Origin of the sequence: Candidatus Sodalis pierantonius str. SOPE (assembly GCF_000517405.1) — a bacterium.
GTDB classification, from domain to species: domain Bacteria; phylum Pseudomonadota; class Gammaproteobacteria; order Enterobacterales; family Enterobacteriaceae; genus Sodalis_C; species Sodalis_C pierantonii.
Genome location: NZ_CP006568.1, coordinates 484,122 through 505,692, shown reverse-complemented (window position 1 = coordinate 505,692; position 21,571 = coordinate 484,122). Strand labels below are relative to the sequence as shown.

The 21,571-nt window shown below is 59.7% G+C and carries 9 protein-coding genes, 14 pseudogenes and 1 riboswitch; of the genes and pseudogenes, 7 read left to right on the top strand and 16 right to left on the bottom strand.

Going from position 1 to position 21,571, the window contains the following annotated elements; all coding sequences use genetic code 11:
• Positions 1 to 110 precede the first annotated feature (110 nt).
• The 9 genes and pseudogenes from SOPEG_RS02625 to moaA form a co-directional block, all read right to left on the bottom strand.
• Positions 111 to 763 (bottom strand): annotated as a pseudogene (locus SOPEG_RS02625) (tRNA-dihydrouridine synthase).
• A gap of 225 nt (positions 764 to 988) precedes the next feature.
• Positions 989 to 2,224, bottom strand: a complete 1,236-nt coding sequence (rhlE, locus tag SOPEG_RS02620; protein ID WP_025244195.1) for an ATP-dependent RNA helicase RhlE — start codon at positions 2,222 to 2,224, stop codon at positions 989 to 991.
• A gap of 216 nt (positions 2,225 to 2,440) precedes the next feature.
• A pseudogene (gene tcyN, locus SOPEG_RS02615) lies at positions 2,441 to 3,192 on the bottom strand (L-cystine ABC transporter ATP-binding protein TcyN).
• Positions 3,189 to 4,156: pseudogene (locus SOPEG_RS02610) on the bottom strand (D-cysteine desulfhydrase). The pseudogenes tcyN and SOPEG_RS02610 overlap by 4 nt, the downstream one beginning before the upstream one ends.
• Before the next feature lie 17 nt (positions 4,157 to 4,173).
• A complete protein-coding gene (locus SOPEG_RS02605) occupies positions 4,174 to 4,884 on the bottom strand; it encodes a Bax inhibitor-1/YccA family protein (RefSeq protein ID WP_025246991.1) in 711 nt (236 codons plus the stop codon).
• Positions 4,885 to 5,078: 194 nt separating this feature from the next.
• Positions 5,079 to 5,267 (bottom strand): annotated as a pseudogene (locus SOPEG_RS02600) (molybdenum cofactor biosynthesis protein MoaE); the annotation flags it as partial.
• Positions 5,268 to 5,440, bottom strand: a pseudogene (locus tag SOPEG_RS31110) (MoaD/ThiS family protein).
• Positions 5,437 to 5,906 (bottom strand): annotated as a pseudogene (gene moaC, locus SOPEG_RS02590) (cyclic pyranopterin monophosphate synthase MoaC). Before moaC ends, SOPEG_RS31110 begins: the two co-directional pseudogenes overlap by 4 nt.
• A 19-nt stretch (positions 5,907 to 5,925) precedes the next feature.
• A complete protein-coding gene (gene moaA, locus SOPEG_RS02585; RefSeq protein ID WP_025244193.1) occupies positions 5,926 to 6,912 on the bottom strand; it encodes a GTP 3',8-cyclase MoaA in 987 nt (328 codons plus the stop codon).
• Positions 6,902 to 7,043: riboswitch (molybdenum cofactor riboswitch) on the bottom strand. (Overlaps the previous gene by 11 nt.)
• Positions 7,044 to 7,293: 250 nt before the next feature.
• Here moaA and SOPEG_RS02580 point away from each other — a divergent pair.
• Entirely contained in the window at positions 7,294 to 8,190 is an 897-nt protein-coding gene (locus tag SOPEG_RS02580) for a gluconeogenesis factor YvcK family protein (RefSeq protein WP_025244192.1), read from the top strand.
• Between the two features lie 98 nt (positions 8,191 to 8,288).
• On the opposite strand, the gene uvrB is transcribed toward SOPEG_RS02580, so the two are convergent.
• Positions 8,289 to 10,298: an excinuclease ABC subunit UvrB gene (gene uvrB, locus SOPEG_RS02575; RefSeq protein WP_025244191.1), complete on the bottom strand. Its 2,010-nt coding sequence runs from the start codon at positions 10,296 to 10,298 to the stop codon at positions 8,289 to 8,291.
• A 186-nt stretch (positions 10,299 to 10,484) separates the two neighbouring features.
• Between uvrB and SOPEG_RS27010 the strand changes: the two genes are divergently transcribed.
• Positions 10,485 to 10,817, top strand: coding sequence for a hypothetical protein (locus tag SOPEG_RS27010; protein WP_158382322.1), 333 nt, complete (start codon positions 10,485 to 10,487; stop codon positions 10,815 to 10,817).
• A 4-nt stretch (positions 10,818 to 10,821) separates the two neighbouring features.
• Here SOPEG_RS27010 and SOPEG_RS02570 read toward each other — a convergent pair.
• A pseudogene (locus tag SOPEG_RS02570) lies at positions 10,822 to 12,042 on the bottom strand (ISL3 family transposase).
• An 829-nt stretch (positions 12,043 to 12,871) separates the two neighbouring features.
• Between SOPEG_RS02570 and SOPEG_RS02565 the strand changes: the two are divergent.
• A pseudogene (locus SOPEG_RS02565) lies at positions 12,872 to 13,475 on the top strand (ABC transporter ATP-binding protein).
• 146 nt (positions 13,476 to 13,621) lie between these two features.
• On the opposite strand, the pseudogene bioD reads toward SOPEG_RS02565, so the two are convergent.
• The 4 genes and pseudogenes from bioD to bioB all read right to left on the bottom strand — a co-directional run bounded on the left by bioD (position 13,622) and on the right by bioB (position 16,679).
• A pseudogene (gene bioD / locus SOPEG_RS02560) lies at positions 13,622 to 14,314 on the bottom strand (dethiobiotin synthase).
• Positions 14,307 to 15,072 (bottom strand): annotated as a pseudogene (bioC, locus tag SOPEG_RS02555) (malonyl-ACP O-methyltransferase BioC). The pseudogenes bioD and bioC overlap by 8 nt, the downstream one beginning before the upstream one ends.
• Positions 15,041 to 15,825, bottom strand: a pseudogene (locus tag SOPEG_RS02550) (aminotransferase class I/II-fold pyridoxal phosphate-dependent enzyme). Before SOPEG_RS02550 ends, bioC begins: the two co-directional pseudogenes overlap by 32 nt.
• Positions 15,825 to 16,679 carry a biotin synthase BioB gene (gene bioB, locus SOPEG_RS02545; protein WP_025244190.1) on the bottom strand — a complete coding sequence of 285 codons (855 nt, stop codon included), beginning with the start codon at positions 16,677 to 16,679 and terminating at the stop codon, positions 15,825 to 15,827. The pseudogene SOPEG_RS02550 and the gene bioB overlap by 1 nt, the downstream one beginning before the upstream one ends.
• Before the next feature lie 103 nt (positions 16,680 to 16,782).
• Here bioB and bioA point away from each other — a divergent pair.
• The 3 genes and pseudogenes from bioA to SOPEG_RS02530 all read left to right on the top strand — a co-directional run bounded on the left by bioA (position 16,783) and on the right by SOPEG_RS02530 (position 19,366).
• Positions 16,783 to 18,013: pseudogene (bioA, locus tag SOPEG_RS02540) on the top strand (adenosylmethionine--8-amino-7-oxononanoate transaminase).
• Between the two features lie 144 nt (positions 18,014 to 18,157).
• Positions 18,158 to 18,781, top strand: coding sequence for a type 1 glutamine amidotransferase domain-containing protein (locus SOPEG_RS02535; protein WP_051419397.1), 624 nt, complete (start codon positions 18,158 to 18,160; stop codon positions 18,779 to 18,781).
• A gap of 79 nt (positions 18,782 to 18,860) precedes the next feature.
• Positions 18,861 to 19,366, top strand: a pseudogene (locus SOPEG_RS02530) (YbhB/YbcL family Raf kinase inhibitor-like protein).
• An 85-nt stretch (positions 19,367 to 19,451) separates the two neighbouring features.
• Here the strand turns inward: SOPEG_RS02530 and pgl are convergent.
• On the bottom strand, positions 19,452 to 20,441 hold the full coding sequence (pgl, locus tag SOPEG_RS02525) for a 6-phosphogluconolactonase (protein WP_025244189.1): 990 nt from the start codon (positions 20,439 to 20,441) through the stop codon (positions 19,452 to 19,454).
• 199 nt (positions 20,442 to 20,640) lie between these two features.
• Here pgl and SOPEG_RS02520 point away from each other — a divergent pair.
• Positions 20,641 to 21,461, top strand: a pseudogene (locus SOPEG_RS02520) (pyridoxal phosphatase).
• Positions 21,462 to 21,571: the final 110 nt, after the last annotated feature.

The window sequence follows — 21,571 nt, the reverse complement described above, 5'->3', positions numbered from 1 at the left end:
TTGAACAAGCAAGACCGATGACCGCGGCAATGCCGCGCTCTCAACGTAGTAAAGGATAGCGGCCGGCGTTGACGCAGGTCAGGAAAGGGGTGTTTGCCTGCGGCAGAAAGTCATTGCGCTTGGCCGGAAAGGCGGCAGAGCACATCACCTATCGCCGAAGAGGTTTTCAGCGCGCGCAGCGTGCTAAACAGCTCGCCGGCTTCGGGATAGTGCTTGCGCAAATAGTTAAGCCACTGCTTGATGCGCGCGACATGATACAGGCCGGTATCGCCCTGTTTTTCCATGCGGCTGTATTTTTGCAGCAGTGCGACGACCTGAGACCAGCACAGCGGCGGCGCTTGGTCTTTGACCACCCGGCTCAGGTTGGGCACGCTGAGCGCGCCGCGGCCAATCATCAGCGACTGGCAACCGGAAACCGACAGGCACGATTGCCCGCTCCGCCTCCGCTACCGTTGACGGTTTTCGACGGGCAGCCGCAGTTGAGATCGACACCCCAGGATCCCAGCGCCGCCGCGCGCCAGGCATTTTCCGCCAGCCAAGGCGGGCTTTGACCCAGCAGTTGCACCCGCACGGGGGTGCCGTCAGGCGTCCGGCTGTCTCGGCGCAATTCAGGGCAGAGTCGGTAAAAGGATTTTTCCGGCAGCAGACCATCCACCACCCGCAAAAATTCGGTGATGCACAAATCGTAATCATTTATTTCGCACAACAGCTCGCGGACCAGCACGTCAAGCACGCCTTCCATCGGAACCAACACGACACGCATAACGCCACCCGATCACTTGCAGGGGCGCAATAGTAGGGGAAAACCGTCGCGAAAAGCAACAGATAAGCGCCAACGCCCATGGCCTGCGTCAAGCCCCTGCGGCCGAGGCGCGTCGGTCGACCGCCGGCGGTCGTGAAAAAACCACCGCCGGCGCCTGGCTATCCTGCCTCGGCGTAAGATACGCAGAGCCCTGACGCCCGCCGCGCGGGCGTCGGTTTAACGGCGTTATCGATTACCGCTGCGGGTGCCGCCGTTACCGGCATAATTGCCGCCACGGCCGCTACCCCGCCCCTGCTGGATGGGCTCGGCTTTGATGCTAGGGTCTGGATCATAGCCCGGTAACGCGATACGCGGGATCGACTTTTTCAGCAAACGCTCGATATCGCGCAGCAGGCCCAGTTCATCGACACACACCAGCGACAGCGCTTCGCCGGTGGCCGCCGCGCGGCCGGTGCGCCCGATGCGATGGACATAATCTTCCGCCACCTGAGGTAACTCATAGTTCACCACGTGCGGCAGCAGATCGATATCCAGACCGCGGGCGGCAATATCGGTCGCCACCAGGACGCGGATGCCGCCCTGCTTGAAATCCGCCAGCGCCCGGGTACGTGCGCCCTGGCTCTTATTACCGTGGATGGCGGCGGTAGTGATGCCGTCCTTGTTAAGCTGCTCCGCCAGGTGGTTAGCGCCGTGCTTGGTACGGGTAAACACCAGCACCTGCTGCCAGTTGTTCCGACCGATCATGTCAGAGAGCAGCTCGCGCTTGCGCTTTTTATCGACCATGTGCACAAACTGGGTTATTTGCTCGGACGCGGTATTGCGCCGCGCCACCTCAACCGACGCCGGATTATCCAGCAGGCTGTTCGCCAGCGTTTTAATCTCATCGGAGAAGGTCGCGGAAAACATCAGACTCTGACGTTTTGTCGGCAGTAGCTTCATCACCCGGCGGATATCGTGAATAAAGCCCATATCCAGCATGCGGTCGGCCTCATCCAGCACCAGGATTTCCACCTGGGAAAGATCGACCGCGCGCTGCTGAGCCAAATCCAACAGGCGCCCGGGCGTCGCCACCAGCACTTCCACGCCGCCGCGCAGCCTCATCATCTGCGGGTTGATGCTGACACCGCCGAACACCACCAGCGAGCGCAGGCCGAGATGGGCGCTGTACTCGGTAATGTTTTCACCGATCTGCGCCGCCAGCTCACGGGTCGGCGTCAGAATAAGCGCCCGTACAGGCCGGCGCTGTTTACCTGCCGGCGCCGGGCGCTGCTCGAGCAGTTGCAGTATCGGTAAGGTAAAGGCGGCGGTTTTGCCGGTGCCGGTCTGGGCACTGGCCATGATATCGCGGCCTTGTAATACATAAGGGATGGCTTGTTGCTGAACCGGCGTCGGTTCGAGATAGCCCTTTTCCGCTAATGTGCGCAAAATCTCGGCACTCAGGCCAAGTGAATCAAATGACATAAACTGAAAAACTCCAGATCCGCCCCGACGACGCCGGCCGAAACCGCGCTCAGGGGGATAATCAGATGGGAGTCAAAGCCTTACCATGGTGAACGGGCAAAACAACGATAACGGGATTGTAGCAAAATATCCGGCCGTTGGGCACGAGTATCCGGTAAATAACTGTAATCCTCCCCGCCGCAGCGGCGATAAACGCGGCGCGGCGGGCCCGTGCGACTATGCGCCGAGAAATTTATTGAGAAAGAGCCGGGTGCGCTCATGACCAGGGTGCGCGAACACCTCGCGCGCGGGCCCTTGCTCAACGATGTTGCCCTCATCCATGAAAATCGCGCGGTCGGCCACGTCACGGGCGAACCCCATCTCGTGGGTAACGATAACCATGGTGCACCGCTCCTCGGCGAGCGCGCGGAGCGTGCTCAACACTTCACCCACCAGTTCGGGATCCAGCGCCGAGGTTGGGTTCATCGAACAAAATCACCGCCGGGCGCATCGCCAGCGCGCGGGCGATAGCCACCCGCTGCTGCTGGCCGCCGGAGAGCCGTTTGGGGAAAGCCTCTTCTTTACCGCTCAGCCCAACCTTGGCCAACAGCTCCCGCGCGCGCGACCACCTCCTCACGCGGCTCCTTCTTCACCACCAGCGGCCCCTCAATGATATTGTCGAGCACCGAGCGATGCGGGAACAGGTTGGAATTTTGAAACACGAATCCCACCTGCTGGCGCAGAGCGCGGATCTGCTCTTTCTGGCCGTTGAGGGGGCGGTTGGCGTCAATGGTTATGTCGCTCACCTGAATGCTGCCGCCGTCCGGCGTTTCCAGCAGGTTAATACTGCGCAGCAACGTGGTTTTACCGGATCCGCTCGAGCCGACGATGGCCAGCACCTCGCCGGGATTCACCGCGAGGTCGATACCGTTGAGCACCCTATGGTCATTGAATGACTTCACCTGGCCTTTAACTTCAATAGCGCTCATCGGGTCTCCAGATGATGATAAGCAAACAGCGCCGGCGCGCCGCCGGTGTGTACGAACACGAGCGGCCCGTCGGGGAAGCGACCGCGGTCCAGGCCGTCAATAAGCCCCGCCATCGCCTTGCCGGTGTATACCGGGTCCAGCACGATGCCCTCCAGACGCGCAATCGCCTCGCGCCCCTCGTCGCTGGCTACGCCATAGCCGGGGGCGTAATACTCGTCCCAGAGGGAAATGTCCGCCACCGGCGGCGCCAGCGACAAGTGTTCGCTCGCCTGCGCGATAAGTCCCGCAATCAGGGGCCGCTGCTGTTACGCGCGGCGTGAGACGGTGACGCCGACCAGGGCCGTTTCCGGCAGTACAGCGCTCAGCCCGACCGCCAGCCCTGCATGCGTGCCGCCGCTGCCCGAAGGACCACTACCGCCCCCGTTTGAATGACCCCCTGGCACTGGTGGGCGATTTCCAGCGCGCAACCGGCATAGCCGAGCGCGTTGGAACCGCCCACCGGCACAACATACGGCCGAAAGCCCTGCGCCTCCAGACGCAGGGCCGCATCGGCCAGCTGCTGGACAGGCTGGGTGAGGGCTTCGCACAAGATAACGTCGCACTGAAACAAATCCAGCAGCAGACGGTTGCCGTTGGTCAGGTAGTTACCGTCGTCGGTGCCGGTCGGGTTTTCCAGCAGCGCGACGCAATGCAACCCCAGCTTGGCCGCCGTCTGCCGCACGTGGTTGGACTGGATGGCGCCGGCGGTAAGCAGCGTATCGGCGTGGCGCAGAGCATCGGCGGCAAGAAACTCCAGCTTGCGCAGCTTGTTGCCGCCCAGGCCCAGCTGGGTAAGATCATCGCGCTTGATGAAAATATCCCGCGCGAGAAAACTCGACAGCCGGGGGAGATGCTCGAGCGGCGTCGGCGGGCCGATAATATCCAGCCGAGGAAAAGCGGCCAACCGTTGGACAAGATCGCACATAGTTCAATAGCTCCGGCTTAACGGCGGTTGCCGAAAATACGCAGCAGCATCAAGAACAGATTGATGAAATCCAAATACAGGCTCAGGGCGCCGACGATGGAATATTTGCGGAACTGGTCTTTGTTTTCCAACGACAGCTGCGCGCCCATGTTCTTCAATTTCTGGGTGTCATAGGCGGTCAGTCCCACGAATACCAGCACGCCGATATAGGTCACCGCCCACATCAGCGCAGTGCTTTTCAGCCAAATATTCACCAGCGAGGCCAACACGATACCGATGAGCGCCATGAACAGCAGGTTGCCAAAGCTGCTTAAATCCCGCTTGGTGGTGTAGCCGTAAAGCGTCATGGCGCCAAACATGCCGGCGGTCACCACGAAGGTGCTGGCGATGGAGGACGCGGTGTAGACGATGAAAATGCTGGCAAGCGTCAACCCGGTCAGCGCGGAGTAAAGCATGAAAAGCGATGTTGCCACTGCCCCGCTAACGCGATTAATCATGCCCGAAATGACAAACACCAGCGCCAATTGGGCGATGATCAGACCAAAAAAGGTTATCTGGCTTGAGAAAATAAATTGCAGCAGCACCGGCGTGCGGGAGGCGTACCAGGCTACGAAGGCGGTTAACAGTAATCCGCAGGTCATCCAGCCGTAGACCTGCGCCATAAACGGCTGCACCGCGCTATTGGCGCGTTCTACGATGGAGCCCTGGGAGCGGGGAAAGCGGTCCATGACTATCACCTTTGTGGTAGCGAAATATACTAGGCCGCACGCGGGCGAAACATCCAGGCCGCGCGAACGACCCACCTTAGCCAAGCATACCATAAAAGTGCGTTCGGCGAAGAAGATCCCCTTCGCCCGCGGCGCACCGCACGGCAAAAACTCAGCCGATACCGTCTGTATCACCCGGCGTGTGATCTTCCCTTCAGCGCTTTTTCGGTCATGCCCGGATAATGTTCCAGGGTCAACGTACTGACATCGGCACCCAAATTATGGTTGCGCACTTTGCCGGTAAACGTGACGACCGCACCATCGGTATCGCTGGCGGACAACCAGGCATACAGCGCCGCCACGTCGAAATCCGCCGTACTGACCTCAATCAAGGTAGCGTCCATTCAGCCTCCGGTGACCGGCGGGAAAAACGCCACTTCATCGCCGGCGCCCAGCGGTCGCCGCGCCCCGCCAGCGCCTGGCGCAAGGCCTCTACGGTCGGGAAACCCGCCTCGAGCGTCAAGCGCTCGACGCCGGTTAGCTCACGGACCTGGGCAAAAAACAACACCGTAATCACGCGTCGTCCCCCGTAAAATTGCCGGATTTACCGCCGCTTTTGGCCAGCAGCCGTACCGGGCCGATAACCATATCCTTCTGCACCGCCTTGCACATATCATAAATCGTCAGGGCGGCCACCGAGGCCGCGGTCAGCGCCTCCATCTCCACGCCGGTTTTGCCGGTCAGGCGGCAAAGGGCTTCAATTCGCACGCGGTGCCGGCTCGGTGTCCGCGGTGAGCAGCACCTCTACCTTGCTGAGCAACAGCGGATGGCACAAAGGGATTAGCTCCCAGGTGCGTTTGGCGGCCTGAATGCCGGCGATGCGGGCGGGTGGCGAACACATCCCCTTTATGGTGCTGGCCATCGAGGATCATCGCCATCGTGACATAGGCGCAGGCGCGGGCTTCGCGCACCGTGTCGGCTTTGGCGGAAACATCCACCATATGCGCGTCGCCGCGCTCGGTAATATGGGTCAATTGCGACATAGGTTCTCTCCGGGCAGGCCTAACCGCCGATATAAGACAGGTTGCGGGTAATGCCGGTATTGCCCTGGTGTAAAAAATGGGTCTGCTTTTTGTGGTTCAATCCGCCGGCGATACGGGTTTTCAGCGCCTCAAGCGCCCCATCGCTCTCGAGCAAATCGCGCAGCGGTATACCGCCATCGCCAAACAGGCACAGGTGCAGCTTGCCCATCGACGACACGCGCAGGCGATTGCAGCTGGCGCAGAAATCTTTGGCGTAAGGCATGATAAGGCCGATTTCACCCCGATAATCCTCATGGTGGAAAACCAGCGCCGGACCGTCCGTGCGCCCGCGGGGCTGACACCGCCAGCCCCGTTGCTCCAGCCGCTGGCGAATAAGCTCGCCGGAAACGTGCCGCTCACGAAACAGCGCGTTACCCTCGCCGGTTTCCATCAGTTCGATAAACCGTAGTTGCAGCGGCCGCGGTTTGATCCAGGCCAGAAAGGTGTCCAAATGGATATCGCTCACGTCGCGCAGCAGGACGGTGTTGACCTTCACTTTGTCGAAACCGGCCTCGAACGCGGCGTCAATGCCGGCCATCACCTGATGAAATTTATCCTGGCCGGTAATGGCCTGAAACTGGCGGGCGTCCAGGCTGTCGACGCTGACATTCAGCGCGGTGAGACCGGCGTCGCGCCAGGCGGCGACACCGCGCGCCAGGCGATAACCGTTGGTGGTGACCGCCACGGTGCGGATAGCGGGATTGGCGCGCACCGCCGCGATGATCTCGGTGAAATCCCGCCGCAGCGAAGGCTCGCCGCCGGTCAGACGCACCTTTTCCGTGCCCAGTTCGGCGAAAGCGCGAGTGACGCGGCGGATTTCGTCCAGTGTCAGAAAACCGGTATTGCGGGTTCCCTGCGGACGATAACCGTCGGGCAGGCAATAGGTGCAGCGAAAATTACAGACGTCCGTGATTGACAAGCGCAGATAGTAAAACCTGCGCTCAAACGCATCGATAAGTTGTGACACAGTAACACCTTTCCAAATACGGAAGATGCCGGCATTTCTACCCTGCACCCTGGTGGCCATCGCCACGGCCAGAACCCCGTATGGCTCATCGGGAGCCACTTAGGCGTAAAGGCTAGGAGTTATGTTACCTTTTCGCTCAAAGGTGCGAAAAGGAATGGTTGACTGGCTTCTATTCTAGCCCTAAAGCCGCGCTGATACCATGCGTTATGCATGAAAAACCGTTGTACAACAATATATATAGCGTTGATATTACAATGATTTTCCCATTTCATTTCCTGAAAACTCCCGCCAGGCGCTTGTCCCGATTCGCTTTTGCCGGCAAATCCGCTATTTTATGCCACACTCAGCCTCAGTCACCCGTTTCACACCATCAGGAGAATTATGCGCAACCGAACATTAGCCGATTTGGGCCAGGTGGTCGCCCTGGGCGGCGGCCACGGCTTGGGCCGGGTCATGTCTGCGCTTTCCTTTCTGGGATCACGATTGACGGGCATCGTGACCACCACCGATAATGGCGGCTCTTCCGGCCGCATTCGCCAGTCCGAGGGCGGCATTGCCTGGGGCGATACCCGCAACTGCCTCAATCAGCTTATCGCCTCGGCGATGTTTGAATACCGCTTTGGCGGCCAGGGTGAACTGGCGGGCCACAACCTGGGCAATTTAATGTTAAAGGCGCTAGATAATCTCAGCGTCAGGCCGCTTGAAGCCATCAACCTGATTCGCAACCTGCTGAAGGTTAACGCCAGCCTGATCCCGATGTCGGAACAGCCGGTGGATTTGCAGGCCACCGCGCTGTCCGGCTACACCGTGTATGGGGAAGTGGCCATTGACCGGCTGAATGAACTGCCCGTACAGCTGAAGCTCACAGCGCCGGTTCCGGCGACGCGCGAAGCGTTGCTGGCTAACGCCGGTGCGGACCTTATCATTATCGGCCCCGGCAGCTTTCTCACCAGCCTAATGCCGCTGCTGCTGGTGGAAGATTTGACGCTGGCGCTGCGCCGCACCCCCGCGCTGATGATCTACCTGGATAACCTCGGCCGCGAGCTCAGCGTGGCGGCGGCGAATATGACGCTGGCGCAAAAAGTGCGCATGATGGAGCAGGCCATCGGCCGGGAAAAGGTTATCGACGGGGTGATTGTCGGGCCGGGGACGGCGACGGACGGCCTCGCGGAACGCATTATCATACAGCGGCCGCTGGCGGCAGACGACGGACCTCATCATCACGATCGCGGGTTACTGCGCCAGGCGCTGGATCTGGCCCTACAGTCACTCGGCTAACCGCCGGAGACGGTGGTCAAGGCTGCAACCCAACGCCGGTCAAGCCGGACAGGGTGGCCTGGGCGGCGAGAAAGCGTCTACCGAGGGCGGCAACGCCGTCAGGAAACGGCGATGAATTGCTCGCGCAGGGCGTGAATTTGGTCGCGCACGCTGGCGGCCTCTTCAAATTCCAGGTTCTGCGCATGTTGCTGCATGCGGGTTTCCAGCTCGCGGATCTTCTGCTCCAGCGCTTTCGGCGTCAAATCGCCATACTTGGCCGCCGCTTCCATCGTCTTGCGTTTTTTATGCTTCGCGTGCGCCGGGGACTGACCCAGTTCCATGATATCGGCGATTTGCTTATTCAGCGCCTGCGGCACGATACCGTTGGCCAGATTATACGCATGTTGTTTCTCGTGCCGGCGCTCGGTCTCCTCGATCGCGCGCGCCATGGATGGCGTGATTTTATCGCCATACAGGATAGCCTTGCCGTTGAGATTACGCGCCGCGCGGCCGATGGTCTGGATGAGCGAACGTTCCGAGCGCAAAAAGCCCTCCTTGTCGGCGTCCAGAATCGCCACCAGCGACACCTCAGGCATATCCAGCCCTTCGCGCAGCAGGTTGATACCGACCAGAACGTCGAATTCGCCGAGACGCAAATCGCGGATGATCTCCACCCGCTCTACGGTTTCGATGTCTGAATGCAGATAGCGCACCCGTTCGCCGTGTTCTTCGAGATATTCGGTCAAATCCTCGGCCATCCGCTTGGTCAGCGTGGTCACCAGCACCCGCTCGTTTACCTGTACCCGCCGGCGGATTTCCGACAACAAATCGTCCACCTGGGTAGTGACCGGCCGCACCTCAATTTGCGGATCCAATAGACCGGTCGGCCGCACCAGTTGGTCTATTACCTCGTTGCCGCACATTTCCAGCTCATAGGGGCCGGGCGTGGCGGAAACATAGATGGTCTGTGGCGCCAGCGCGGCGAACTCTTCAAACTTCATCGGCCGGTTGTCCAGCGCCGAGGGCAGGCGGAAGCCGTATTCCACCAGGGTCTCTTTACGCGCCCGGTCGCCGCGGTACATCCCGCCGATTTGCGGAATGGTGACGTGGGATTCGTCCACCACCAGCAGGCCGTCGGCGGGCAAATAGTCGAACAGCGTCGGCGGCGGCTCACCCGGTCCGCGGCCCGATAGATAGCGGGAGTAGTTCTCGATCCCCGAGCAATAGCCCAGCTCGTTCATCATTTCCAGATCAAAGGCGGTACGCTGTGACAGGCGCTGCTCTTCCAGCAGCTTGCCGTTGGCCAGCAGCATCTGGCGCCGTTCCGCCAGCTCCACTTTAATGTCTTCCATCGCCTGCACCAGACGCTCGCGCGGTGTGACGTAATGGGTTTTCGGGTAGATGGTGTAACGGGGTACTTCCTGGTCGACGTGGCCCGTGAGCGGGTCGAACAGCGACAGGCGCTCCACTCCATCGTCAAACAGCTCAACGCGCAGCGCCACTTCGTCGGACTCGGCGGGAAAAATATCGATGACCTCGCCGCGCACCCGGAAGGTACCGCGCTGGAATGCCTGATCATTGCGGGTATATTGCAGCTCGGAAAGCCGGTTAACGATTCTGCGCTGGGAGACAATCATGCCGCGCGTCAGGTGCAGCATCATTTTCAGATAAGCGTCAGGATCCCCCAGACCATAGATAGCGGAAACCGAGGCCACCACGATGACATCGCGCCGCTCCAGCAGCGCTTTGGTGGCGGATAAGCGCATTTGCTCGATATGCTCGTTAACCGACGCATCCTTTTCGATGAAGGTATCGGAGCTGGGCACATAGGCTTCCGGCTGATAATAGTCGTAGTAGGAAACGAAATACTCCACCGCGTTGTCGGGGAAAAAGGCCTTCATTTCGCCATACAGCTGCGCCGCCAGCGTTTTATTGGGCGCCAGCACCATGGTGGGACGGTTCAGATCGGCTATCACATTCGCCACGGTAAAGGTTTTCCCCGAGCCGGTCACGCCCAGCAGGGTCTGATGGGCCAAACCATCTTCCAACCCTTCCTCCAGGCAAAGAATGGCCTCCGGCTGATCGCCGGACGGTTTAAACGATGAAACCAGTTTAAATGCTTTACTCATCTGCTATGGCTACCTGCTGGGAAAGTGGGTGGCGGGATACTCTATGAGTATGGGAACTGTCGCGCTACTTTACCAGTGGATAACTACTGGATACAATAGGGTCTTCCCCTGTTGTGGTGGCTCAATCGACAGTTCTGCATTTTTACTTTACTTATTCTTTTGGCTGGAACTTGGACTTCTATATGGATGTCAAACGTATTTACGTTTAAAGGAATAACGTTCATGTCATGCTTAAAAAAATATACATATACCCCATTTATCTTACTGCTTCATGGTGTTGCAGCATCGGCCTCACCAAATATGATGTATAACACTGATAAGAAAGACTATTCACTGTCACCAGAGGTAATGCCAAAATTATCTTGGGAGAAAAGTAAATCTCAAGTTGATAAAACTCAATATTGTCTTACCCCTAGCGATCCGGGATGCAGCAATATGTGGCAAAAGGAAAAAGAAAAGGAGAATGACGAGCGAATACAACATCACCAGCAAAAAAAATTTTATAACTCCCTTAAATGATTGCTCAAAAATTCATATTTAGTTTCCCATAGTGGAACATTACGCCCAGCATGAAACGTTCTTTGTTCCTGAAGCTCCGTGACTTGATCCTGAGCAGCCGTATTTTGCTGTTCAGGGACTCCGCATTCCCATTTGATACCCGGTTTTTCATTGCATTCAGAATGCCGTAAAGGCGTTTTGCCACCATGCGGGCAATGCTGGCCATAAGCGGTATGCCAGTGTCTTTAGCCATCGCCATCCATTCCTGCCACAGCTTACGGCTATGATTGTCATGGCGGCGGTGCCACAGATCGCGAGCAAGCTCTTTCATTACCCAGCACTGGCTCGTTTGGGGTAACACCAGCCGGGCAACTTCTAACCTCTCTGCCCGGCACCCGAGGCGATTTTATTTGCTGTAAAACCATAGATAGCGTGAGTGGTGGGCGTCTTTCCTGTCTGACGACGGGATCTGTTTCATCTCAGCCTGACGGGTTTTATCAACGACGGCGCACAACATTTTTGCCACATGGAAGTGATCGAAAGCGATTTTATCGGCGGCATTGGGGAGATGGATGCGGGCTGCACTGATATAGGCCATGTTCATGTCCATAGACAGCGTTTTTATCTCATCAAGCTGGTGATCTCTCAGGCTGCGCAGATAACTGGCAAGGCTTTCTACACCACGGTCGTCGGTCAGTTGCAAAGCGCGTCCCTGCCTGTCAGAGATAACGGTGACGTACTGGTGTCCTTTTTTGAACCCGACTTCATCCACGCAGAGGTGACGGGCGGATAAGGGTTGTTTTATCCGGGCCAAGCCTCGTTTGACTGCGCGCATCATGATGCCGTCAACGGCATTACAACTGAGTTTGAGCTGCTTTCTGACAGCATCCACGGTGCTGACTTTCAGCCATGAAAGAACAAAGGATTCGAACAACAAGGTGTAGCGGCTGCCTGACCCTGCCCAGGGAACAGGCAGTGTCTGGCAACCGTGCTCGGGGCAGTCAACGCGGGGGACATCAGCCTCAACCAGCATGGTGAACTGACAGGTATCGAGGTGACGCCATTTACGACGCCGGTGATCATGTATGGAGCAGGATTGACCGCAGGTTGGGCAGGCCAGTTGTGTGTGCTCGGCAATGCCGACAATTACCGTCACTGATCCAGATTTTTCATCAAGAGAAAGGGATTGTACCTGCCACGGTGCGGACAGGTTAAGGATATGGGCATAGAGGGACTTTTCGTCCATGGCAGACTCCTCAAAAATCAAGACTGCCATCATAATGCCCTTAGCCACCACAACAGGGGAAGACCCATACAATACCAGTAATCAGACATTATCGTGACCCGATAGTGCATTTCCAGTGAAGGGAAAAAGTGTTGACTTTAGGCGGAAAAAGGTGATTAACCCACAGGGCCTGGGGCGGCGCGGGGCAGCCCCGGCGGCGAAATGCGAGCGCCGCCGAGCGCGCTTACAAATTTACTTGATTTTACATAAATAGTTGTAAACACGTAAATAATTAAAAGCGTGGAGAATACAGGCAAAATGCAGCCAAGCCGCGCCCGCTCTCGCTCCGGCGCGTTTTTCTAAACCTAATGCACACGGTTATCCACAGGAATAGTGGATAACTTCCACCGCCCCGCTTATAGCTTACATTCCACAAAATTGAATAACTTGAAAGAAAGATGACAAAAGGTTTTTTTAGCTATTTTTTGTCTTTATTATGGGCTGTGTTATGCCAAAAATAACTAACCCTACAGCAAGCTGCCGTCGTCGCTCCGGCGGCGGGCGCGGTGCCGTCGCACTCTGATAGTGCTGTCCGGGCACCTTGCACCACAAAAAACACGCTCGGCACCGACAAAGTGCATTATTCCGCACTTTGTCCGGCAAAAGCGCCGCGATGAACCCTTTTTATCCTGACAATGCCGCGCCCGGTCAGTGCATCCTGTCGAGCATACCGTCCGCGGCCACTGTTGGCCTGATAGTTGCTACACCCTTAAGCCTACATTCCGACGTCGCCCGCGCCGATATACAGGAATCCGACGACGGCTATTTCACAAGGGGAGGCAGCTAACCTATGCTACGCATGCACGCGGTAAATCAATTTTACGGCCCCAGGCAAATTCTGCGAGATATTCATCTGGAGTTGCCCCACGGTCAGTGTACTTGCCTCTTGGGGCGCAACGGGGTGGGTAAAACCACCTTGATCAATTGCATCATGGGCCATGTGCCGGTAAGCAGCGGCAGCGTCACGTGGCAATTGCGGGGGGAAGAGGCGCAGGATCTGTTGGCGCATCCCGCCGAGGCGCGCGCGTCGCTCGGCATTGGTTATGTCCCCCAGGGGAGGCAGGTCTTTTCCCAATTGAGCGTGGAGGAGAATCTCCACGTCGCCTTGCTGGCCGGCCACAATCATACCCGGCAGGTGCCGGAAATGGTGCACGATTTGTTTCCCTTTCTCTACGCCATGCGACAGCAGCGCGGCGGCGGCGCAGGCGTTCGGCGACATTTTGCGGCGCATGCAGCATGACTTCGGGCTGACCTTATTGCTGGTGGAGCAGCAATTACCCTTTGGCGTTCATACGGGCGATCGTTACTGCCTGCTGGAGGGCGGCCGCAATGTGGCCCAGGGTTCGCTCGACGAGCAGGACAATGCGCTGATTCAAAGTTATTTGGCGAGTTGACCAGGCCCCGTGGCGCGCCTTTACTGCCTTAACTGCCTTAACTGCCTTAACTGCCGTTTCCCACAGACGCTAGCCGACGGCCATGACGATGGCGAGCGGGGCCAGGTGTCACCAACCGCCCTCCCTTACCCCCCCCCCCGGTAAAGTCAGAGCGAACGGGGTGCTTCCAGCAGCGACAGATCGAGATAGTCCGCAAGCGCCGCCGTGCCCGCCGCGCTGAGCCAGGGAATTTCTCCCAATAGCGGGGCCGCCAGCCGCTCTTGCAGCGCCGTCAGATAATCCTGCGGCCGATGGGTCGTTGGCGCAGGATGGTTGGCAATCCACCCCACCAGACGCAGCTCCGCCTGGCGCACCGCCAGCGTGGTCAGAAGCGCATGGTTGATGCAACCGAGCTTCATCCCGACCACCAGAATCACCGGCAGACCCTCAGCGGCCACCCAATCGGCGTAAGAGAGCGTTTCCCCCAGCGGGGTAAACCAGCCTCCCGCCCCTTCAATAACCAGCCAGTCCGCGGCGGTTTCCAGCGCGCGAAGCCCCACCGATAGCTCGGCGGCAGCGATAGGCCGGCCCTCATAGCGGCTGGCAATATGGGGCGAGGTCGGCTCGATAAACGCCAGCGGGTTGACCTGATGATACGCCGGCGCCACGTTGCCGTTGGCCATCAGCGCCAGCGCATCGCCGTTGCGTGGCCCTGCGGGGGTCGGTTCACACCCCGAGGCCACCGGTTTGTACCCCGCGGCGCGGTAACCCGCACGGGCGGCGGCCTACAGTAGCGCGCAGGCCGCCAAAGTTTTACCGATATCGGTGTCGGTTCCGGTAATAAAAAAACGTTTAGTCACGGTAAAGCACTCCATACACCACGCGATAACTGAGCGGCAGCCCCGCCGGATGGTGCGGCCAGCTGGCTTCCAGCGCCCGCAGACGGCCGCGGCTGGTTAAGCCGGGGGCCCGTCCGCCGTGTAAATACCCGGCCCCCACCCCTTTTATCTCCCGCAGCAGGTCGGTCAGGCTCGGGTAGTACAGGTGATGCGGCTCGGCCAGCAGGCGATGCCGGTAGGGAGCAAACGCCTCGGCGATCGCGGTCTCAGAAAGGAAACCATTGATGTGCACGCCGCCGTCCACCCGTCCCCACGCCTGCTCCAGTTCGGCCAATGACCCCGACGCTAGCGTGGATAAAGCCAATGTGCCGCCGGGCCGCAGCACGCGGCAGAGAGTCGCACCACTGCACCGCCAGGTTGCTGAAAACACCATCCATCGATCCCGTCGCCAGCGGCAGCCGTTCAATATCGCCCAATAGGTACGCGCCCGCGGACCGCTGCTGGCGGGCACGGGCCAGCATGGCGGCGGAGAGATCCAGGGCGATGACCCGATGGCCCTGCGCCTGCCAGCGTCGGCTAAACCAGCCGGTACCGCAGCCCGCATTCAGCAGCCGTTGCCCTTTGACCTGCCCGATCAGGCCGCAAAGGCGATCGCCGCAGGCGCGCTGAAACGCCGCATAGCGGTCGTAATGCGGGGCAGCGCGACTGAAACTGCGGGCGATGCCATGCTTGTGGTCGGCAGACGGTTCAAGCGTTGTGTGGTAAATCGGATTGTGCATCGGATAACGCCTCCAGCAGTGCATCGATATCCTGGACCTGATGGGCGGCGGTGAGCGTGATACACAGCCGGGCGGGACGGTGGGTGGACGGATCGCCGTCAGCCACACGCCGCGCTCGCGCAACCGCTCCGCCAGGCGCAGCGTGCGCAAATTATCCCCCACCACCAGCGGCTGAATCGCGTTATCCGACGGCGCCCGATCGCCGTCCATACTGAAAACCCCTTCGGTGATCACCAGGCGATTACCGGCGCAGTCGCGCCGCATCAGACGTTGCAGGGAGAGGGGATCGTTGTGGGCGAAACGCCGTAATTCCGCCGGCGACTGCATGACCGCCTCCAGCAGGGAGGCATGGCGCAGGCGATCCGCCAAAATATGATCGCCTGAGGCCGTTAACGCGCCCACCACCGCCTGATTGGCGGCAAACCCCGAGGTAAACAACAGCGCGCGCGGGTAACCCAGCCAGTCGGCCAGCCGCTGCTCCAACCGCTGATGATAAAGGCTGTAACCGGTGACATGTCCCGATCCCCCCGACCCCATCCCCGCCTGCGCCGCGCCCCGCTGCCACGCCGCAATCACCTCGGGGTGTCTCGCCAGTCCGAGATAATCGTTACTGGAAAAATTCAGGTACGGTTTATCGCCGTCGTGAAGGAAGCGATCGTTGCCGCCGCTTACCGCCCGGCGTTCGCGGTAGGTGTGCTCCCGGCGCCGCTGCGCCAGCGCATCGTCGATGCGCGTCATCCACCCGTCGGTCATTAGCGTGCCGCGTTGTAGTATTGCGGCGTATCCGCCGCTAGCAGTTGCCCGGTCAGCTGCGCCTGCTGCTCCACGTCGCCCTCGGACGCGGCGCGGCGCTCGATATTAATACCCAATTTGCGAAACAGCGCCATGTCGCGATCCTCTTCCGGGTTAGGCGTGGTGAGTAATTTGCACCCGTAAAAGACGGAGTTGGCGCCGGCCATGAAACACAGCGCCTGGGTTTGTTCGTTCATCTGCTCCCGTCCCGCCGACAAACGTACGTGGGAACACGGCATCATGATGCGCGCCACGGCAATGGTGCGGATGAAATCAAAGGCGTCCACATCGTCGTTATCGGCCAGCGGCGTCCCTTTCACTTTCACCAGCATATTGATAGGCACGCTTTCCGGCGGCGTCGGCAAATTGGCCAGCTGCACCAGCAATCCGGCGCGATCGCGGATATCTTCACCGAGCCCGACAATGCCGCCAGAGCAGACTTTGATGCCCGCCTGACGGACTTTGCTCAAGGTATCGAGCCTGTCCTGATAACTGCGGGTCGTCACGATGCTGCCGTAGAATTCCGACGAGGTATCCAGGTTATGGTTATAGAAATCCAGCACCGCCTCCGCCAGCCGCTGCGCCTGCATCAGACGCTCGCTTTCAAGCCCGGTGTGATAACGCGCGCTCTGCGGACAATATTTGCAATCTTCGGGACAGGCACCGGTTTTAATCGACAGCAGCGTGCTGACCTGTACTTCACCGGGCGTGAAGTGCTGGCAATGCATCTGCTGGGCCTCAAACAGTAGATCAAGAAACGGCTTATCAAACAGCGCGTTGGCCTGCGCCAGCGTCCAGCGTTGAGAAGTTGACATAACGGTTATCCACAGCATCTTGAAGGAAATAGATGGCGTCAATGTAAAGTTTGCCGCTACACTGTCAACCATATATTTAAATTTTAGTTTACATGGTATTCCGATGCAGGCCGATGACCTCGCCTTCGACAGCCGCCATATCTGGCATCCTTACACCTCCATGATGCATCCGCTGCCCACCTATCCCGTCGTTTCTGCCGCCGGCTGCGAGCTGACCTTAAGCGACGGCCGCCGGCTGGTGGACGGCATGTCATCCTGGTGGGCGGCCATCCACGGCTACAATCACCCGGTGATAAACCAGACGATGAACGACAAAATCAGCCGCATGTCCCATGTGATGTTCGGCGGCATTACCCATCCGCCCGAGGTGGCATTGTGTCGGCGTCTGGTGGCGCTGACGCCGGAGGGCCTGGAGTGCGTCTTTCTGGCGGATTCCGGCTCGGTGGCCGTGGAAGTGGCGATAAAAATGGCGCTGCAATATTGGCAGGCGCGCGGCGAACCGCGCAGAGAGTTGCTGGCCCTGCGCCAGGGCTACCACAGCGATACCTTCGGCGCGATGTCGGTCTGTGATCCCGATAACTCGATGCACAGCCTGTACCAGGGCTACCTGCCGCCGCACCGGTTTGTCGACGCGCCCCAGCGCCGTTTTGGCGAGACCTGGCGCGAAGGCGACGACGCACCGCTGGCCGCGCTGTTTGCCGCCCACCACCGCACGCTGGCGGCGGTGATCCTGGAGCCCATTGTCCAGGGCGCAGGCGGAATGCGCTTTTATCACCCCGAATATCTGCGGCGAGCACGGGCGCTGTGCGATCGCTATAGCGTACTGCTGATTGCCGATGAAATCGCGACCGGTTTTGGCCGCACCAGCGAATGGTTCGCCTGCAATCACGCCGGATATATTGTGCCTGGGGAAAGCCTTGACCGGCGGCGCCCTGACCCTTTCCGCCGCGCTAACCCGCCGCCACGTGGCGGAAACGATCAGCGACGGCGATGCCGGCTGTTTCATGCACGGCCCGACGTTTATGGGCAATCCCCTGGCCTGCGCCGCCACCAACGCCAGCCTGTCGCTGCTCGAGGACGAAAGCTGGCGCCCGCGCGTGGCGGCGCTCGCCGCCCAGCTCAGCGCCGGACTGACGCCCCTGGCCGACCATCCACGGGTGCGCGATGTGCGGGTACTCGGCGCCATTGGCGTGGTAGAAACGACACAACCGGTGAATATGGCGGCGCTACAGCGCTGGTTCGTCGACCGCGGCGTATGGATCCGTCCTATCGGTAAGCTGATTTACCTCATGCCGCCTTACATTATTTCACCGCCGGCGCATTTCCTCTCCTGACGCGCCGGCACGGGGTGCCATGCGCGCGTGGCCACATACGCTATGCTTAACCACTGAACGTAGCCGCCCCGAGCGGCGATACCGGTATCGGAGACGAATCCGACGCACCGTTATCCCGCGGGCCGCAATCGATGGAGAACGCTGATGAAAGTCGCCATGATCTTGACATCCCATGATCGGTTGTGCAATACCGGTAAGCAGACCGGTTTCTGGCTGGAAGAGCTGGTCGCACCGTATTATACCCTGCACGACGCCGGGGTAGAGATAACCTTGGCCTCGCCGCAAGGCGGCCAACCGCCGCTGGATCCGAAAAGTGACGAACCGGACGCGCAGACCCAGGACACCGAACGTTTTCACACCGACCGCGCCGCGCAGCAGGCGCTGGCGGCGACCGTCAGAGTGGATACGCTGCGGGCCGAGGATTTTGACGCGGTGTTTTATCCCGGCGGCCATGGTCCGCCGTGGGACCTGGCGGAAGATCCCCACTCCATCGCGCTTATCGAGCAAACGTTCGCCGATGGCAAACCGGTGGCGGCCGTCTGCCATGCGCCCGGCGTATTGCGCCATGCGAAAAAGCCTGACGGCACACCGCTGGTGGCGGGTAAGCGTGTAACCGGTTTTACCAATAGCGAAGAACAGGGCGTTCAGTTGACCAAGGTGGTCCCGTTCCTGGTGGAAGATGAACTCCGGCGGCTGGGCGGACAATTTGAGCGCACCGACGATTGGCAGTCCTACTCGGTAACGGATGGCCATTTGGTCACCGGTTAGAATCCCGCCTCATCGACGGCGACCGCACAGAATTTATTAAAAATCCTCAACCGCTAATGCCCGACAGGAGAATGCCCGCGTGTTTACCTTAATCAGCAACGATCTGCAGCCCGGCGCGACGTTACCCGAGCGCCATGTGTTCAACGGTATGGGATATCAGGGGGATAATATTTCGCCGCATCTGGCGTGGGACGATGTCCCTGATGGCAGCAAAAGCTTCGTGATCACCGTTTTTGACCCAGACGCGCCGACCGGCTCCGGCTGGTGGCACTGGCTGGTGGCACTGGCTGGTGGCACTGGCTGGTGGCCAACATTCCGGCGGACGGACGCATGCTGCCCCAGGGCGCGGGCTCCGGCCAGGACCATCTGCCGCCGGGCGCGGTTCAGGGACGCACGGATTTCGGCAGCGCGGGTTATGGCGGCGCGGCGCCGCCGCCGGGGGAAACGCAACGCTACCAGTTCACCGTCCATGCGCTGGATGTCGAGCATCTGGAGATGGATGAAAACGCCAGCGGCGCGATGATTGGCTTTAACGTGCATTTTCACACGCTGGGCAGCGCGTCGCTGACCGTCACCTACCGCTGAGGGCGCTGACCACCCTGCTCCATGAAACGGCCCCTGTCGCCCGTGAACGAATAACGCGGGTGACAGGGCGCACGCACGCGGAGTTTTACCGCGCCAGAATAGACACCCACATCGGCCCCTGCCCCACCGCATAGCGCGCCAGCGGCGCCAGTTCGCCCGATTGCCCCTCAATGGCGTACACTGCGATATGGTGCGATTTCTGCCCGGCAGCCACCAAAAACCGCCCCTGGCTATCGATATTAAATCCGCGCGGCTGGGTTTCCGTTGCCTGATGACCCAACAGACGCAATACACCGCCGTCTTCCGTCACCGCAAACCGGCTGATGACGCTGGCGGTACGATCGCAACAGTAAAGCCAGCGGCCGTCGGGGGTAATATGAATATCCGCCGCCCAGCGGGTGTCGCTGAAACCGGCCGGCATAATGTCCAGCGTCTGCACAATGCGCGGACCGGCGCCGGCGGCGTCAATGGCAATCACGTTGACCGTGCCGCTGAGTTCGTTGATGGCGTAGGCGTAATCCCCGCCGTGGTGGAACGCCATGTGGCGCGGCCCGGCCACGCTGTCCAGCGCCGCAGGGGTAAGGGGCGTTAAACGGCCGGCTGCGCCAATCCCATAGCGCCGGATGCGATCTTCTTGCAGGCAGGGCACCCACAGCTCCTGATTGGTGGTATCGACATTGGCCGAATGGCAATGGGTTAACCCTTTTAGCGTTTGCTGCAGCGCACCGACGATACCCTGTTCGTCGATGGGGCTGACGCTCAGACAGCTGCCGCTATAGGAAACGCTGTACAGCGTCGTGCCCTGCAAATCGGTGGTCAGCTGCGTCGGGCCGCCCGGCAGCGGCGCCATTCCGGCCTCGGTCAGCAATCCTCGTTCATCGATGCGGTAGCTGACCACGCCGAAGGCCGGTCGGACGCCGATATAGAGATGCGTGTTCGCCGGGTGGATTGCCATCGGCTGCCCCTGCCCGGGGGTATCCACGACTTGCAGCAAGGTTAGCGCGCCCTGGTCGTCCATTTGCCAGACGTGTATTTGCTGACTTTCCGGGCTGGCAACGTAGACAATGTGCTTCATGTGTTCTCCTCATTTCGCTTCTGTGGCGGGCATGGCGTTTGTCGTTTGTCGTTTGACAAGGTTTCGTCACCTTAACGGCACGCCTCGAATAAGCATGTCACCGTTAAGGCGCGTTAGCCACCGAGATTATCACGGTTTTCGCCGCCGCGCCGAGGGTGTAACATCGCGTATGATTGAATACTAAACTAATATGAAAACTATGGATTATCGCCTTATTGCTCTGGATCTGGACGGCACGCTGCTGACCCGACAAAAACGTATACTGCCGGAATCCCTTACCGCGCTGCGCCAGGCGCGTGACGCCGGCCTACAGGTGATGGTGGTCACCGGCCGGCATCATGTCGTCATCCACCCGTTCTATCAGGCGCTGGAGATAGACACGCCGGCGATTTGCTGCAACGGCACCTATCTCTACGATTACCCGGCGCGGCGGGTGGTGACCGCCAATCCCCTCGATAAGGCGCAGACGCTAACGGTGCTGGATCTTTTGGACCATTACGCCATACACGGCCTGCTGTATGTGGATGACGCCATGTTGTATCAACACCCGAGCGATCATGTCCTGCGTTCCCTGGCCTGGTCGGAGACCCTACCGCCGGCGCAGCGGCCGACGCTTGTGCAGGTGGACAGCCTGGAGGCAGCGGCGCAAGAGGCGACAGCGATTTGGAAGTTCGCCACCTCCGACGCGGACATCGGCAAGCTGCAAACCTTCGCCGAAGCGGTAGAGCTGGAATTGGGGCTGGCCTGCGAATGGTCCTGGCACGACCAGTGGATATCGCCCAAAGGGGCAACAGTAAGGGCCGCCAGTTGGCACACTGGGTCACCGCCCAGGAGCTCAGCATGCGTCAGGTAGTGGCTTTCGGCGATAATTACAATGATCTTAGTATGCTGGAGAGCGCCGGCCTCGGCGTGGCGATGGGGCAAAGCGACGATGCCATCAAAGCGCGCGCCGATGTGGTCATCGGCGATAATGAAGCGCCGTCCATCGCCGATTTTATCCGCCAGCGCCTGCTGGCCTGACGCCCTCGCCAGGGGCTATGCGCCACTGCTGGCCGCACCTCCCTGCCGGAACCAAAGCCGTTCGCTGGCCTGGCGCCTTCATCCCGAAGCCCGCGGCAGGTCGGGCGCCC

Coding starts and splice junctions, on each gene's coding strand:
- rhlE (WP_025244195.1), bottom strand. CDS start 2,224: ATGTCATTTGATTCACTTGGCCTGAGTGCCGAGATTTTGCGCACATTA.
- SOPEG_RS02605 (WP_025246991.1), bottom strand. CDS start 4,884: ATGGACCGCTTTCCCCGCTCCCAGGGCTCCATCGTAGAACGCGCCAAT.
- SOPEG_RS02580 (WP_025244192.1), top strand. CDS start 7,294: ATGCGCAACCGAACATTAGCCGATTTGGGCCAGGTGGTCGCCCTGGGC.
- uvrB (WP_025244191.1), bottom strand. CDS start 10,298: ATGAGTAAAGCATTTAAACTGGTTTCATCGTTTAAACCGTCCGGCGAT.
- SOPEG_RS27010 (WP_158382322.1), top strand. CDS start 10,485: ATGTCAAACGTATTTACGTTTAAAGGAATAACGTTCATGTCATGCTTA.
- bioB (WP_025244190.1), bottom strand. CDS start 16,679: ATGTCAACTTCTCAACGCTGGACGCTGGCGCAGGCCAACGCGCTGTTT.
- SOPEG_RS02535 (WP_051419397.1), top strand. CDS start 18,158: ATGAAAGTCGCCATGATCTTGACATCCCATGATCGGTTGTGCAATACC.
- pgl (WP_025244189.1), bottom strand. CDS start 20,441: ATGAAGCACATTGTCTACGTTGCCAGCCCGGAAAGTCAGCAAATACAC.